This window comes from Variovorax sp. RCC_210, from assembly GCF_041355175.1.
Classification (GTDB): Bacteria; Pseudomonadota; Gammaproteobacteria; order Burkholderiales; family Burkholderiaceae_C; genus Variovorax.
Genome location: NZ_JBFUPJ010000010.1, coordinates 236,452 through 251,245, shown reverse-complemented (window position 1 = coordinate 251,245; position 14,794 = coordinate 236,452). Strand labels below are relative to the sequence as shown.

General features: G+C 71.0%; 13 protein-coding genes. 8 read left to right on the top strand and 5 right to left on the bottom strand.

Annotated elements, in window-relative coordinates; genetic code table 11:
* The first annotated feature begins 14 nt into the window (after nt 1-14).
* From AB6807_RS25965 to AB6807_RS25930, 8 genes are all read left to right on the top strand, one after another.
* Nucleotides 15-1,304, top strand: coding sequence for a PepSY domain-containing protein (locus AB6807_RS25965; RefSeq protein ID WP_371086795.1), 1,290 nt, complete (start codon nt 15-17; stop codon nt 1,302-1,304).
* Nucleotides 1,223-1,558 (top strand): PepSY domain-containing protein, encoded by a 336-nt coding sequence (locus tag AB6807_RS25960; RefSeq protein ID WP_371086840.1) that lies wholly within the window; start codon nt 1,223-1,225, stop codon nt 1,556-1,558. The genes AB6807_RS25965 and AB6807_RS25960 overlap by 82 nt, the downstream gene beginning before the upstream one ends.
* 46 nt (nt 1,559-1,604) lie before the next feature.
* Complete coding sequence (locus AB6807_RS25955; RefSeq protein ID WP_371086794.1) at nt 1,605-2,282, top strand: energy-coupling factor ABC transporter permease; 678 nt, start codon at nt 1,605-1,607, stop codon at nt 2,280-2,282.
* A 166-nt stretch (nt 2,283-2,448) separates the two neighbouring features.
* Nucleotides 2,449-3,516 (top strand): cobalamin biosynthesis protein CobW, encoded by a 1,068-nt coding sequence (gene cobW, locus AB6807_RS25950; RefSeq protein WP_371086793.1) that lies wholly within the window; start codon nt 2,449-2,451, stop codon nt 3,514-3,516.
* A 53-nt stretch (nt 3,517-3,569) separates the two neighbouring features.
* Nucleotides 3,570-7,451: a cobaltochelatase subunit CobN gene (gene cobN, locus AB6807_RS25945; RefSeq protein WP_371086792.1), complete on the top strand. Its 3,882-nt coding sequence runs from the start codon at nt 3,570-3,572 to the stop codon at nt 7,449-7,451.
* On the top strand, nt 7,448-8,542 hold the full coding sequence (locus AB6807_RS25940) for an ATP-binding protein (protein ID WP_371086791.1): 1,095 nt from the start codon (nt 7,448-7,450) through the stop codon (nt 8,540-8,542). Before cobN ends, AB6807_RS25940 begins: the two co-directional genes overlap by 4 nt.
* Nucleotides 8,543-8,682: 140 nt before the next feature.
* Nucleotides 8,683-9,180 carry a VWA domain-containing protein gene (locus tag AB6807_RS25935; RefSeq protein WP_371086790.1) on the top strand — a complete coding sequence of 166 codons (498 nt, stop codon included), beginning with the start codon at nt 8,683-8,685 and terminating at the stop codon, nt 9,178-9,180.
* 42 nt (nt 9,181-9,222) lie between these two features.
* Nucleotides 9,223-9,591 (top strand): DUF1090 family protein, encoded by a 369-nt coding sequence (locus AB6807_RS25930; RefSeq protein WP_371086789.1) that lies wholly within the window; start codon nt 9,223-9,225, stop codon nt 9,589-9,591.
* Nucleotides 9,592-9,607: 16 nt separating this feature from the next.
* Here AB6807_RS25930 and AB6807_RS25925 read toward each other — a convergent pair whose 3' ends face one another.
* The 5 genes from AB6807_RS25925 to AB6807_RS25905 all read right to left on the bottom strand — a co-directional run bounded on the left by AB6807_RS25925 (nt 9,608) and on the right by AB6807_RS25905 (nt 14,667).
* Entirely contained in the window at nt 9,608-10,159 is a 552-nt protein-coding gene (locus tag AB6807_RS25925) for an SET domain-containing protein (protein WP_371086788.1), read from the bottom strand.
* 75 nt (nt 10,160-10,234) lie between these two features.
* Nucleotides 10,235-11,491, bottom strand: a complete 1,257-nt coding sequence (locus AB6807_RS25920; protein ID WP_371086787.1) for an ATP-binding protein — start codon at nt 11,489-11,491, stop codon at nt 10,235-10,237.
* 178 nt (nt 11,492-11,669) lie between these two features.
* A complete protein-coding gene (locus AB6807_RS25915) occupies nt 11,670-12,629 on the bottom strand; it encodes an ABC transporter substrate-binding protein (protein WP_371086786.1) in 960 nt (319 codons plus the stop codon).
* A gap of 74 nt (nt 12,630-12,703) precedes the next feature.
* Nucleotides 12,704-13,555 (bottom strand): PA4780 family RIO1-like protein kinase, encoded by an 852-nt coding sequence (locus AB6807_RS25910; RefSeq protein ID WP_116907185.1) that lies wholly within the window; start codon nt 13,553-13,555, stop codon nt 12,704-12,706.
* Nucleotides 13,552-14,667, bottom strand: coding sequence for an N-acetyltransferase (locus AB6807_RS25905; RefSeq protein WP_371086785.1), 1,116 nt, complete (start codon nt 14,665-14,667; stop codon nt 13,552-13,554). Before AB6807_RS25905 ends, AB6807_RS25910 begins: the two co-directional genes overlap by 4 nt.
* Nucleotides 14,668-14,794: the final 127 nt, after the last annotated feature.

Below are 14,794 nucleotides of genomic sequence, written 5' to 3'. Positions count from 1 at the left end.
CGAATGACTTCCGCATGACATCCATCTGGCGCCGCGCCTGGCCGCGCATCCGGCACTGGCTCTACTGGACGCACCGGTGGCTGGGCATCGGCGGCTGCCTGCTGTTCGTCATGTGGTTCGTCTCGGGCGTGGTGATGATGTACGTGGGCTACCCGAACCTCACCGACGAAGAGCGACTGGCCGGGCTCGCGCCCTTGCGCTTCGAGCAGGCGCAGGTGTCGCCCATGGCCGCGCTGCAGGTGCTGCCGGAGGACGTGCGCGCCCTGCAGCCGCGTCGCATCGGGCTGGAGATGCAGGCCGGCAGCGACGCGGGGCCGGTGTGGCGCATCGTCGATGCGCGCGGCGGGCGGCACACGGTGTCGGCGCGCGACGGCCAGGTGCCCGGCCCGGTCGATGCCGCGCAGGCCGAGGCCATCGCGCGCGCCTTCTCCGGCCACCCGGACGACGCGAACGTGCACTGGGCCGAGACGCTGGAGCGCGACCAGTGGACCGTGCCGCAGGGCCTGAACCCGCTGCGCCCGCTGCACCGCATCGCGCTGAACGACGCGGCCGGCACCGAGCTGTACGTGTCGCAGCGCAATGGCGAGGTGGTGCGCGACACCACGCGCTCGGAGCGCTTCTGGAACTGGCTGGGCTCGGTGCCGCACTGGATCTACTTCACGCCGCTGCGCGCCGACCCGCCGCTGTGGCACGAGGTGGTGGTGTGGCTGTCGGCGGCGTGCATCGTGTCGGCGGTCACGGGCATCGTCATCGGCATCCTGCGGGTGCGCCTGCGGCGGCGGTTTCGCAATGGCGCGGTCACGCCTTATTCGGGCTGGATGGCCTGGCACCACATCGCCGGTCTGGTCGGCGGCTTCTTCGTGCTCACCTGGATCATCAGCGGCTGGCTGTCGATGAACCCCAATGGCTGGTTCCAGCGCGGGCCGCTCGACGCGGCGGCCATGGCGCGCTACACCGGGGCCGGCACGCCGGCGTTGGCGTGGCCGCCGGCCGTGTTGCCGACGGAAGAGGGCGACGCCGCCGCGCGCGAGGCCGTGCTGCTGTGGTTCGACGGCAGGCCGCTGCTGCAGCTGCGCGACGCCAGGGCGCGCGTGCGCGTCGTTGATGCCGCCACAGGTGCGCCCGCGTCGTTCGGCAAGGAAGAAATACGGCGTGCCGCCGCGCGCCTGCGGCCCGGCGCCCCCGTGACGCTGGCCGTGCTGCAGACCCGGGAAGACTTCCACTGGTACGGCCACCACCGCGAGCGCGTGCTGCCCGTGTGGCGCGTGGAGTCGACGACCCGGCGCGCAGCTGGGTCTACATAGACCCCGCCAGCGGTCAGGTCGCGGGCAGCAACGACGCCAATTCGCGCCTGCGCCGCTGGCTCTTCAACGCGGCGCACAGCCTGGACTTTCCCTGGCTCATCCAGCACCGGCCGGCCTGGGACCTGGTGGTGTGGCTGCTGTCCATCGTCGGCACGGTGGCCTCGGCCAGCGGCGTGGTGATCGGCTGGCGCCGGCTGCGGCGCAAGCCCGGGCCGGCCGCCGCCTCGAAGGGGCTTGCGCAAGCCAGCCCATGAACGAACAATCAACTTTCGCACTGCGGTGCATTACAGGAGGTGCGTGATGCACATCGAACCCGGTCTCGTCGACGGAACCAAGATTTTTCTCAGCTACGCCACGGCGGCCGCAGCACTTGCCTACACGGGCAAGGTGGCCTTCGACACCGCCGTGAAAGAGGGCCTTGCCGGCCTGGCGCTGCGCTCGGCCATTGCCGTGGCGCTGGTGTTCTGCTTCTTCGAGGTGCTGCCGCACCACCCGGTGGGCGTGTCGGAGGTGCACCTGATCCTGGGCACCACGCTGCTGCTGGTGTTCGGGCTGGCGCCCGCGGCCATCGGGCTGGCGGGCGGCCTGCTCATCCAGGGCCTGTTCTTCGAGCCGCAGGACATTCCCCAGTTCGGCATGAACGTCACCACTTTGCTGGTGCCGCTGTTCGCCACCGCCGCGCTGGCGCGCCGCATCATTCCGAAGAACGTGGCCTATGTGGACCTGAGCTACCAGCAGGCCTTCAAGCTGTCGGTGGCCTACCAGGGCGGCATCGTGGTGTGGGTCGGCTTCTGGGCGCTGTACGGTCGCGGCATGGGGCTCGAAAACCTGGGCCAGATCGCCAGCTTCGGCGCCGCCTACATGACGGTCGTGCTGGTCGAGCCGCTGGTCGACCTGGGCGTGCTGGCCGCGGCCAAGGGCTGGCGCCGCCTGCAGGGCTCGGTCTTTGTCGAGCGCCGGCTGTACAGCGCGGTCTGACCCGTCGAAGCTGACCCTTCGAAGCTGACATTTCGAAGCTGACATTTCGAAGCTGACCGTTCCTCTTCTCGAGGGCGCCCCCGGCGACTGCCGCGGGCGCTCTTGCCATTCATCGCCGTGCCGCGGAAACCCTCCGCGACCCGAGCCACCTGAAAGACCTTCTCCCATGACACAAGCAAGCAACGCCAAGATCCCCGTCACCATCGTCACGGGCTTCCTCGGCAGCGGCAAGACCACGCTGCTGCGCCACATCCTCGGCAACGCCGAGGGCCGCCGCATCGCGGTGATCGTCAACGAGTTCGGCGAGCTCGGCATCGACGGCGAAATTCTCCGCGGCTGCGGCATCGGCTGCGACGACGAAGGCAACGAGCGCGAAGGCGCGCTGTACGAGCTGGCCAACGGCTGCGTCTGCTGCACCGTGCAGGAAGAGTTCCTGCCCGTGATGCTGCAACTGGCCGAGCGCCGCGGCGACATCGACGCGGTGATCATCGAAACCTCGGGCCTGGCCCTGCCCAAGCCGCTGGTGCAGGCCTTCCAGTGGCCGGACATCGCCAACATCTTCACCGTCGATTCGGTGGTCACCATGGTCGACGGCCCCGCCGCGGCCTCGGGCCAGTTCGCCGAGAACCCCGCCGCCGTCGACGAGGCCCGCCGCGCCGACCCCAACCTCGACCACGAGTCGCCGCTGCACGAGCTGTTCGAAGACCAGCTCTCGGCCGCCGACCTGGTGGTGCTCAACAAGACCGACCTGATGGACGACGCCACGCGCGCGCAGGTCGAGGCGCTCGTGCGCGAAGAGCTGCCGCCCGAGGTCAAGATCGTCGCCGCCACCGAAGGCCGGCTGCCGCTCGCGCTGCTGCTGGGCCAGGGCCGCGCGGCCGAAGCCACCATCCACCTGCGCGAAAGCCACCACGACCACGAGGAAGAGCACGACCACGACGAGTTCGACTCGCTCGTCATCGAGCTGCCGCCGGTGGACCGCGACAGCCTGCTGGCCGTGCTGAACACGCTGGTCGAGCAGCACACCATCTACCGCGTGAAGGGCTTCGTCGCCATTCCGGGCAAGCCGATGCGCCTGCTGGTGCAGGGCGTGGGCCGCCGCTTCGACCACCACTTCGACCGCCGCTGGCGCGACGGCGAGGCGCAGCGCACGCGGCTGGTGTTCATCGGCGAAGACCTGGACGAGGCGGTGCTGCGCAAGGCGCTGGACGAGGTGAGCGCGGTGGCTGCCTGAGAGCCTGAAAACGCGACCACCTGACCGCCTGACCCCTCTGACCCCATGACCGCATGCACCTGCTGAGCACCCAGCCCGGCCGCTTCGTCGAAGACGACAGCGTCGTCACCCGGCTCGACCAGACGCCGGGCGACATAGTGGTGCTCAGCTCGGCCGACACCACGCTGGCGCTGCTCGCCGCGGCGCGCACGGCGCTGGCGGCCACCGACCCCGGCTACCCGTCGCTGCGGCTGGCCAACCTCATGTACCTGAAGCAGCCGGCCTCGCTCGACCTGTACATCGACGAGGTGCTGCAGCACGCGCGCGTGGTGGTGGTCGACCACCTGGGGGCGGAGTCGGCATGGGCCTATGGGCTGCAGCAGCTCGAGAAGCTCGCCAGGCGCAAGGGCCAGCAGCTCGCCATGTTCTCCGGCGATCTGCAGGAAGACGAAGACCTGCTCGCGCGCGGCACCGTGCCGCGCGACGTGAGCCGACAGCTGTGGCAGTACACCCGCAGCGGCGGCGCGGGCAACGCGATGCAGTTTCTGCGCGCGGTGGCGTTCCACGGGCTGGGCCATGGCGAGGCGCCGTTGCCGCCGCGCAGCCTGCCGCAGGTGGCGCTGCACGTGCCGCACGCCATGGGTGGCATGGGCGCGGCGCACACCGTGGCCGGCATCGACGACCTGCGCGCCGGCTGGCACGCGGATGCGCCGGTGGTGGCGCTGGTGTTCTACCGCTCGCACCTGCTGTCGGGCAACACCGTGGCTTTCGATGCGATGGCCGCCGCGCTGAGCGCCGAGGGGCTCAACCCGCTGCCCGTCGCGCTCGATTCGCTGAAGGACCCGCTGTGCCTGTCGACCTTTCGCGGGCTGTGCGCCGCGCACGACGTGCAGCTGGTGCTGAACACCACCGCGTTCGCCGCGCTGGGGCAGGGCATGCAAGGCATGCAAGATGACGATGGAGACGAAGCCGAGGCCGTCGCGCTGGCGGGCGACGCACCCGTGCTGCAGGTGATCGTGAGCGGCGGCAACCGCGAAGACTGGCTGGCCGACAGCCAGGGCCTGCGCCCGCGCGACATCGCGATGCAGATCGCGCTGCCCGAGATGGACGGGCGCATCATCACGCGCGCCATCAGCTTCAAGGGGCTGTCGCACCGCTGCGAGCTCACGCAGACCGAGGTGGTCAACTACCAGCCCGAGCCCGACCGCGTCGCCTTCGTGGCCGAGCTGGCGCGGCGCTGGTGCAGGCTGCGCAGCCTGCGCGCCGAAGACAAGCGCGTGGCGCTCATCCTGGCGAACTACCCGGGCAGTGAAGGCCGTATCGGCAGCGGCGTGGGGCTGGACACGCCCGCGTCGGTCGTCGACCTGTTGCGCGCGATGCAGGCCGAAGGCTACGTGCTGGGCGCCGCAAATGCGGTGCCCGAAGACGGCGACGCGCTCATGCGCAAGCTGCAGCAAGGCATTGCCAACGACCCCGACCAATGGGCCGCGCGCCCCGCGTGGCAGAGCTACGCGCTGGCCGACTACAGCGCGCGACTCGCGGCGCTGCCAGAAGGCATGGCCGCCGCCATCGACGCGCGCTGGGGCACGCCCGCGCAAGACCCGATGGTGCGCCAGGGCCGCTTCATGATCGCCGGGCTGCGGCTGGGCCGCGTGTTCGTCGGCATCCAGCCCGCGCGCGCTCTTGGTGGGCTTGGCGGGCTTGACGGGCTTGGTGCGGCCAATGGATCGGGTGCCGCCGACTACGCGAGCTACCACGACGCCGAGTTGGTGCCGCCGCACAGCTACCTGGCTTTCTATTTCTGGCTGCGCGACGTGTTCGCCGTCGACGCGGTGGTGCACGTGGGCAAGCACGGCAACCTCGAATGGCTGCCGGGCAAGAGCCTGGCGCTGTCGCAGGCCTGCTGGCCCGACGCCATCCTGGGGCCGCTGCCCAACGTGTACCCCTTCATCGTCAACGACCCGGGCGAGGGCGCGCAGGCCAAGCGGCGCACGCAGGCCGTCATCGTCGACCACCTGATGCCGCCGCTGACGCGCGCCGAGAACCACGGGCCGCTGCAAGACCTGGAGCGCCAGGTCGACGAGTACTACGACGCGCTGCTGGTCGACGCGCGCCGCGCCAAGGTGCTGCGCGCGCAGATCCTGTCGGCCGTGCGCGCGCAGCACCTGGTCGAAGAGCTGGGCATGCCGGGCGCGGAAGACGACGCCGTGCTCGCGCGCGTCGATGCCTACCTGTGCGAGCTGAAGGAAACGCAGATCCGCGACGGGCTGCACGTGTTCGGCGCGTCGCCGCAAGGCCGCCTGCGGCGCGACACCTTGCTCGCGCTGGCACGCTACCCGGCGCTGGACGGCGCGGGCGACAACGCGGGGCTGCTCGGCGCATTGGCCAGAGACCTGCTGCCCGGCGACGCCTTCGACCCGCTCGACATCGATGCCGCCGAGCCCTGGCAGGGCGCGCGCCCCGCGCTGCTGCAATCGGTGAGCGCCGACGCGTGGCGGCACCAGGGCGACACGCGCGAGCGGCTGGAGCTGCTTGCGCAACGTTTGCTGGAAGAGGGCGCCTGCCCGCACGAACTGACACGGACCGCGGCCGTCATGCGCCGCGTCGAACGCAGCCTCGCGCCCGCGCTCGATGCCTGCGGCCCGCAGGAACTGCTGCAGTTCTCGCGCGCCCTGCAAGGCCGCTTCGTGCCGCCGGGCCCCAGCGGCTCGCCGTCGCGCGGCCGGCCCGACGTGCTGCCCACCGGGCGCAACTTCTACGCGGTCGACACCCGCGCCATTCCCACGCCCACCGCGTGGATGCTGGGCCTGAAGTCGGCCGCGCAGCTGGTGGAGCGCCATCTGCAGGAGCATGGCGACTACCCGGTGGCCATGGGGCTGTCGGTGTGGGGCACGGCCACCATGCGCACCGGTGGCGACGACCTGGCGCAGGCCTTCGCGCTCATCGGCGTGCGGCCCAAGTGGGCGCCGGGCAGCCAGCGCGTGGTCGATTTCGAGGTGCTGCCCACGGTGGGCATCGGCCGCCCGCGCATCGACGTCACGCTGCGCATCTCGGGCTTCTTCCGCGACGCCTTTCCCAATGCGGTGCAGATGTTCGATGCCGCCGTGCAGGCCGTGGCAGCGCAGGAAGACGAGGATGCCGAGCGCAACCCGATCCGCGCGCGCATCCTGCGCGAGGCCGCGGCGCTGCAGGCGCAGGGCGCTTCGCCCGAAGACGCGCGCCTGCAGGCCGGCTGGCGCGTGTTCGGCTCGGCACCCGGCAGCTACGGCTCGGGCCTGCAGCCGCTGTTCGACCACGGCGACTGGCAGACCGACGACGACCTGTCGAAGGCCTACGTGGGCGGCAGCGCCCATGCCTACGGGCAGGGCAGCGACGGCGTGCCGGCGGCCGCCGCGCTCACGCGCCGGCTTCGTGCCATGAACGTCGTCATGCAGAACCAGGACAGCCGCGAGCACGACCTGCTCGACTCCAACGACTACTACCAGTTCCAGGGCGGCATGGCCGCCGCCGTGCGCCACCTGAGCGGCCGGCAGCCGGCCATGTACCACGGCGACCACGGCAACCCGCAGGCACCGCGCGTGCGCACGCTGAAAGAAGAAATCAGCCGCGTCATTCGCTCCCGCGTGGTCAACCCGAAGTGGATCGCCGGCGTGAAGCGCCACGGCTACAAGGGCGCCTTCGAGATGGCCGCCACGGTGGACTACCTGTTCGGCTTCGACGCCACCGCGCGCGTGGTCGGCGACCACCAGTACGCGATGGTGGCCGACGCCTACGTGCTCGACGCCGCCACGCGCGACTTCGTGAACCAGCACAACCCGCGCGCGCTGCACGACATGCTCAGCCGCCTGCTCGAGGCCATGCAGCGCGGCCTGTGGCAGCAGCCCGGCGGCTACAAAGACCAATTGGAAAACCTGCTGCTCGACCACGAGCAGCAGATGGAAGGACTCCCCCGATGACCACAGCCGCCCCGATGCCGGTGCCGTTCCCCTTCGCCGCCATCGCAGGCCAACCCTTGCTGCGGCAGGCGCTGCTGCTGGCCGCGGTCGACCCTGGGCTGGGCGGCGTGCTCATCGAAGGCCCGCGCGGCACCGCCAAGACCACCGCCGCGCGCGCGCTGGCCGAGCTGCTGCCGGGCGCGCCCTTCGTCACGCTGCCGCTGGGCGCGAGCCTGGAAAGCCTGGTCGGCACGCTCGACCTGGGCCAGGCGCTGGCCGGGCACGAGCTCAGGTTCGCGCCCGGCCTGCTGGCGCGCGCGCACGGCGGCGTGCTGTACGTGGACGAGATCAACCTGTTGCCCGACGCGCTGATCGACTCGCTGCTCGACGCCGCCGCCAGCGGCGTGAACGTGGTGGAGCGCGACGGCATCTCGCACCGGCATGCCGCGCGCTTCGTGCTCGTGGGCACCATGAACCCGGAAGAGGGCACGCTGCGACCGCAGCTGCTCGACCGCTTCGGGCTGTGCGTGCACCTGCGCAACATCGAGGACGCGGCCGAGCGGCAGGCGATCGTGCGCGCGCGGCTGGCCTTCGATGCCGACCCGCAAGGCTTTCGCGCGAAGCACGCTCAGGAAGAGGCCGAGCTGGCCGCGGCGCTGGTGCGCGCACGCGCGCTCGTGGCCGATGCCGGCGCGCTGCCGTATGGCGACGCGGTGCATGAAGCGGTGAGCGCGCTGTGCATCGCGGCCGGCGCGGACGGCTTGCGGGCCGACCTCGTCATGCTGCGTTCGGCCCGTGCGCTCGCGGCGTGGGAGGGGGCGGCGGCGATCACCGAAGCGCATGTGCAGCGCGTGGCCGAGGCGGTGCTGCTGCACCGGCGCAAGCCCGGCACCGAAAGCGCGCCGCCCGCCGCGGCACCTGCGCCCGCGAACCCATCCGGCAATTCGTCCACCGGCGCCCCCGCATCTGCGAACAACGCCGGCGACAGCAACAACGACAGCAACGACGCGGACGACTGGGGCGCCATGCCCCCCGAGCCCGTCGGCATCGAGCGCGTGAAGCCGCTGCGCCCGCTCATCGCTTCGCAGCAGGCCGCCGCAAAAAAAGCCTGAGCCTCCGGAACACCGCACCCGCTGGCGCACGCCAGGGTGACCGGAGGCAGGGCACGCAAAGGGACGCGTGGCATGGCCCCGTCACGCAGGGCACGGCCTTCGACTGGCCGCGCACCTTCGCGGCCCGCGGCGCCGACGCCTTGCGCGCCGCGCACCTGCGCCGTCGCCCGCAGCAGTCGCGCAGCGGCGCGCTGCATTGCTTCCTGCTCGACTGCTCGGCCTCGATGCGCAACGACGGCAACCTCGCGCGCGCCAAGGGCCTGCTGCTCGCGCTGATGCAGGAGGCCTACCAGCGCCGTGACCACGTCGCGCTGCTGTGCTTCGCCGGCGAGGTGGTCGAGCTGCGCCTGCCCCCGCGCCGCGCCAGCGCCTGGAACGACGACTGGGTCGCGCCCATTGCCGCGGGCGGTGGCACGCCGCTGGTGCTGGGCGTGCAGCGCGCCGAGCAGCTGCTGGCCAGGAACGAATCGCGCCAGCGCTGGCTGTGGCTGCTCACCGACGGCCGCAGCAGCGAAAGCCCCGCGCGCCCGCAGGCGGCGGACGTGGCGTGCGTGGTCGACTTCGAGGCCGCGCGCCTGCCGCTGCACCGGGCGCAGCGGCTTGCCACGCAATGGGATGCGCGCTACCTCGCGGTGTAGGGCTGAGCGGCTTTTTGCATCGCCGTTGCGTTACCGTGCAGCATGCGCTTCAACACCTGCTTTCCGACCCTGGCTGCAACGCTTTCCCTCGCCTTTGCCCTGCTGATGGTTCTGACCCCGACGACGACCGCTTTCGCCCAGCCCGCCGCAGTGCCTGACGCCGCGGCCTGCCAGGCGGAAGAAGCATCGCTGGAGCGAGACATCGACCTTGCCCGTTCGCGCGGACAGATGCTGCGCCGCCAGCAACTGGCCGAAGCCTTGAACGCGGTGCAGGCCCGGTGCAAGGCGCCGGCGCCGGCCGGCAGCCGGGCGGCGCGCATCGACAAGCTGGAGCAGGACATTCGCTCGCTGCGCACGCAGCTCGAGCGCGCCGAAGACCAGTTGCGTCAACTGAAGAACGAGTCGCCCTGACGGGCGACCGGCCGCCTCACAGCGCGGTGGACGCGACCGCTTCGCTCGGGTTCGTCGCCTGGACGACTTCGGCTTCGGCTTCGGCTTCGGCTTTGGCTTCGGCTTCGTCAGGCGCCGCCAGCATCGTTCCCCGGCAGGCCTGCGCGCCGCAATGGCAGGGGTACTTCGACGGCGGCGAGCCGTCGTCCGCGGTGAGCGAATAGTCGATGAACAGCTCGTCGCCCGCGTCCACCGCCACCAGCGTCTGGAACTTCAGCACCAGCTCGCCGCCTTCGTCGTATTCCTCCACCGCCTCGCAGTTGGGTTCGCACGAATGGTTCAGGTGGCGCGTGGCGTTGCCGCCCTTGGCGCCGTCGATGGTTTCCTGGTTGGTCAGCGTGAACAGGTAGGTCAGCTGGTCGTCCCAGGCCTTGGTGGCGATCTCGGCCTTGGTGTAGCGGCGGCCTTCGTACAGGCCCAGGAAAGCCTCGGCGGGCAGGTCGAGCGTGGCGAAGGCGCCCAGGCCGTGCACGCCGCTGGGGCCCACCCGGATGAATGGGGTGGACGAGGTCTGCTTGCGGTGCTTCATGGGGTCAGGAAAAAAACGGAAAAACGAAACGGTAGCGGGAGCCGGGGCGGGAATCAAAGCGCCCCGAAATGTCCGTCACGCGACAGGCAGCGTCGCCATGAAGCAGGTGCCCTCGCTCGCGCAGGAGCTCACCTGCAGCGTGCCGCCGTGGCCGGCGACGATTTCGGAGGCGATGTACAGGCCCAGCCCGAGCCCGCCGCCGGGCTTGCTGTGCGCCGGGCGCCAGTAGGGCTGGAAGATCTTCGCGAGGTCGTCCTCGGGAATGGGCGCGCCGCCGTTGGTCACCGACAGCACCAGCTGGTCGCCCTCGATGGCCGCGCGCACGGTGATGGGGCTGTCCGGCGCGCCGTGCGTCACTGCGTTGCCCAGCAGGTTGGACAGCACCTGCTGGATGCGCCCCTGGTCGCAGCGCACCGCGCCGTTGATGGCGATGTCGTCGCGAATGTCCAGCCGCGGGTTGGCCGCGCGCACTTCGTCGATCACGTCCGTCAGTGCCGAGGCCAGAAAGTCGGCCTCGCGAATGCTCAGGTGCATGCCCGAGCCCAGGCGCACGCGCGCCAGGTCGAGCACGTCGTCGATCAGGCCCGACATGCGCCGCGTGCTGGCCTTCAGCCGGTTGCCCAGCTTGACCAGCTCGGGCTCGGTCTGCCGGCGCACCAGCAGCTCGGCCGCCGCGCCCACCGACGACAGCGGGTTGCGCAGGTCGTGCCCCAGCACCGCGATGAACTGTTCGCGCAGCTCGGCCGTGGCGCGCTCGGACTGCAGGGCGGTTTCGGTGCGCTCCTGGCGGTCTTCGGTTTCCAGCTGGCGCGCGATGAGGTCGGCAAAGGCGGTGAACATGGCCACCACCCGCGCGTCGGACACCACGGCCGGGCGCGGGTCGATGGCGCACAGGTTGCCGAAGTACTCGCCGTTGCTGTGGATGATGGGCACCGAGATGTAGCTCTCGATGTTGTACATGCGCGGCGTGTGGTGGTTGAAGTACACCGGGTCGGTGCTGGCCCGGTCGATCACCACGGGCTGGCGGGCCATGCGCGATTCGCTGCACAGCGTGGTTTCCACCTTGAGCTGGCCGCCGGGCTTCAGGCCGAACTGGATGGTGTCTTCGACCGCGCAGGCGGTCCAGGTGCCGTCGGTGACGCGGGCCACGGCGGCGAAGCCCATGCCGGTGTTCTGGCAGATGACCTTGAGCAGGGAGGGCACCGCGCTGATGCGCCCGATGGCGGCCACGTCGCGTGCGATGGCGATTTCGGAATCGACGTCGGCCGGATCGACGGTGAGCACAGTGGAGGCCGAAGAAGTCACCAAGGCCGTGCCAGGCACAGCGGGCACGGCAGGCGAAGAGGGGGCGGGGGCGGGGGTCAAGGTGCGGAAATGGTACTGCAGCGGACCATGTCTTGGTACATGGCCGTGGCGGCGCAGGGTAACGGGGTCACGGGGGTCACGGGGGTCACGGGGGTCACGGGGGTCACGAGGTCAAGGGATCACGCGGTCACGGGGTGACACGGAGTCAGGGCTTCGGGTCCAGCGAGGCCAGGCAGGCCACGATGGCGTCGGCCGCCTCGTCCAGCCGGGGGCCGGGGCGCATCATGAGGTCGAAGCGCGCCGAGGCGAAGCTGCACACCCGTCCGCGCTGGATGGCCGACATGGCCGACCAGCCCGGCCGCCCGGCCATGGCCGAGATTTCGCCCAGCGCCGACACCATCAGCACGTCGGGGTTGGCGCGCACCACGAATTCGGGGCTCATCTTGGGAAAGGGCCCCAGCGTGCCCGGCACCGCGTTGCCCAGGCCCAGCCGGGCCAGGGTTTCGCCGATGAACGAGCTTTCGCTGGCCGCCGCCATGCCACCGTGCACCTCGAAATACACCCGCCGGCCCTGCCAGCCGGCCGGCACGCGGGCCCGCGCGGCGTCCAGCCCCGCGTCGAGCTTGCGCCAGAAGGCCTCGCCCGCGCCGGGGCGGCCGGTGGCGCGGGCCACGGTTTCCATCACGCGGCGCATGTCGGCATGGGTCTTGGCGTCGAGCGCCAGCACCTTGATGCCCAGGCGCTCCAGCGGCTCGGCGGCGCGGCTGCGCGGGCGCAGCAGCACCAGGTCGGGCTTGAGCGACACGATGCGTTCGATGTTCGCGTCGTCGATGCCGCCCACCTGCGGCAGGCCCTTGACCGAGGCCGGCCAGTTGGCGTGGCGGTCGATGCCCACCAGCCGGTCGCAGGCGTCGAGCGCGCACACCGTTTCGGTGAGCGACGGCATCAGCGACACGATGCGTCGCGCCGGCGCCTGCAGCTCGACCGTGGTGCCGCGGTCGTCCTCGAGCCGGATGCTCCCGGCCGCATGCGCTGCGTGCGCCGCCGCCCCGAAGCCCAGCGCCACGAAGGCGGCCGCCTTGGCAATCTGCCGCACCTGGCGCGCGGTGCTGGAAAGCGGCTGTGGCCAGTGTGGCGCAGGGTTCGGCAGGGCGGGGGAGTTCATCGAGGCAGGACGACGCGGTACGGGACGAAAGGGGAAGGCGGGAGCCCGCCAACAACGAAAAGGCGCGAGCCCGCCTATTGTCGCGGCGTCTGCATGCGCAGCAGCCGCGCCGCCTCTTCCATGCGCGCGTCTTCCACCTCGCGCAGCACGTTGCCCAGGTCGACCGGGCCGCTCTCGCGCACGAAGGTGCCCGTCAGCTCGGTCTCGGGGCGCAGCAGGCCGCGTTCGTAAAGCTGCCAGATCTCGTCGCCGTAGTGCGTGCGCAGCAGCCCGGGCTCGTACTGGCCGAAGAAGTTGCGCAGGTTTTCCACGTCGCGCAGCAGCATGCGCTTGGCGTGGTTGTTGCCCGCGGCGTCCACCGCCTGCGGCAGGTCGATGATGACGGGGCCGTCTTCGGCCAGCAGCACGTTGAACTCCGACAGGTCGCCGTGCACCACGCCCGCGCACAGCATGCGCATCACCTCGCGCAGCAGGCTGGCGTGGTGGCGCAGCGCGTCTTCGCTCGAGAAGGCCACGTCGTTCAGGCGCGGGGCGGCGTCGCCGTTGGCGTCGGTCACCAGGTCCATCAGCAGCACGCCTTCCAGGAAGTTGTGCGGCGTGGGCACGCGCACGCCGGCGGCGGCCAGGCGGTAGAGCGCGTCGACCTCGGCGCTCTGCCAGATGGCCTCGGTCACCTGGCGGCCGAACTTGGTGCCCTTGGCCATGGCGCGCGCCTCGCGGGTGTTCTTCACGCGGCGGTTCTCGGTGTAGTCCACCGCTTGGCGAAAGCTGCGCTTGTCGGCCTCCTTGTAGACCTTGGCGCAGCGCGTTTCGTCGCCGCAGCGCACCACGTACACCATGGCCTCCTTGCCGCTCATGAGCTGGCGCACCACGGTGTCGATCAGGCCCTCGTCGATCAATGCCTGCAGTCTGGGGGGTGCTTTCATGGCCGTGCCTCCTGGGAATCCTGTTGTAGAGCCAGGGGCCGGGCCGCGAGGAAGTTCCTCAGGCCTTCGGTGCCGATCTGGTAGAGCCCATCATGCCTGTGCGGCGCAAAGCCCAATTGCCGGTTGATGGCGAGCATGGGCGCGTTGACCTCGGCGTTGCTGGTCACGGCCAGCGCCACCTCGGGGTGGCGCTCGCGCACCAGCTGCAGCATGGCCGCCTTCACGCCCTTGGCCAGGCCCTTGCCGCGCCAGGGCCGCGCCACCGCCGTCAGGTTCTGGAACATGCGGTCGGGAAAGCGCGGGCTCCAGGCGGCGTCGCACACCGCCGCCACGTCATTGCCGTCGAGCAGCAGCACCATCAGGTGGTCGCCGCCGCGGCGGTCCATGTCGGCGTACCAGGTGCGGTAGCCCTCCAGGTCGTAGCGCATCGGTGGCCGCGCCAGCCCGGTGGTGGGCGCGTCGCCGAGCAATGCCGACAGCGGCGCCATCAGGCCCGCCAGCCGCTCGAAGGGCACGCGGCCCGCATGCACCTCGGCGCGCAGGCCGTGCGCGGGCGCGAAGCCTTCGCCACGCCAGCGTGCCAGGGCCTGCCAGTCGAGCCCGGCGAAGGGCATGCGGTTCTCCACGGCGCGGTGCTTCTCGGCGGCGCCGATGGCTGTCAGGAAGGCGTGGCCTTCGGGCAGGTGCGCCTTGACGGTGGCGACCGACTTGCCCTGCGCGTCCATCAACGCCAGCAGCGAGCGCAGCAACGCGCTGGCCACGCCGCGCCGCCGGTGCGGCCGCAGCACGCCGCCCCAGGCATCGACGAAGGGCGCGAAGGCCTCGTGCTCGGGCGTGCCTTCGCGGCGAAAGCTCGCGGTCAGGCTGCCGATGAACTCGCCGTGCACGCCGAGGGCCAGCACGCGATGGAACGCGTACAGCGCGTTGGGCTGCAGCACGTCGTGGCGTCGGTCGGCGTCGGCCAGCGCGGGCTCGTCGGGCGTGTCCTCCGCATGGCGCAGGCGCCAGTAGGTGAGAAAGCGGCCCCAGTCGTCTTCCGACGCGCGATGGGGATCGAAAACAGTGGTCACGGTGCGCCGCGACACAGCGGTCGCGGCTCGGGTTTCAAGCATGGTTGGCCTTGGCTCGATGAATGAACGGAGGCACCGCCGGCACGTGCGTGCGGGCGGTGGCGTCGTGGATCGGAGCGGCTTGCGTCTCCGGCCTTGAAACCGGGACGGGAAGGGCAGACTGAGAAAT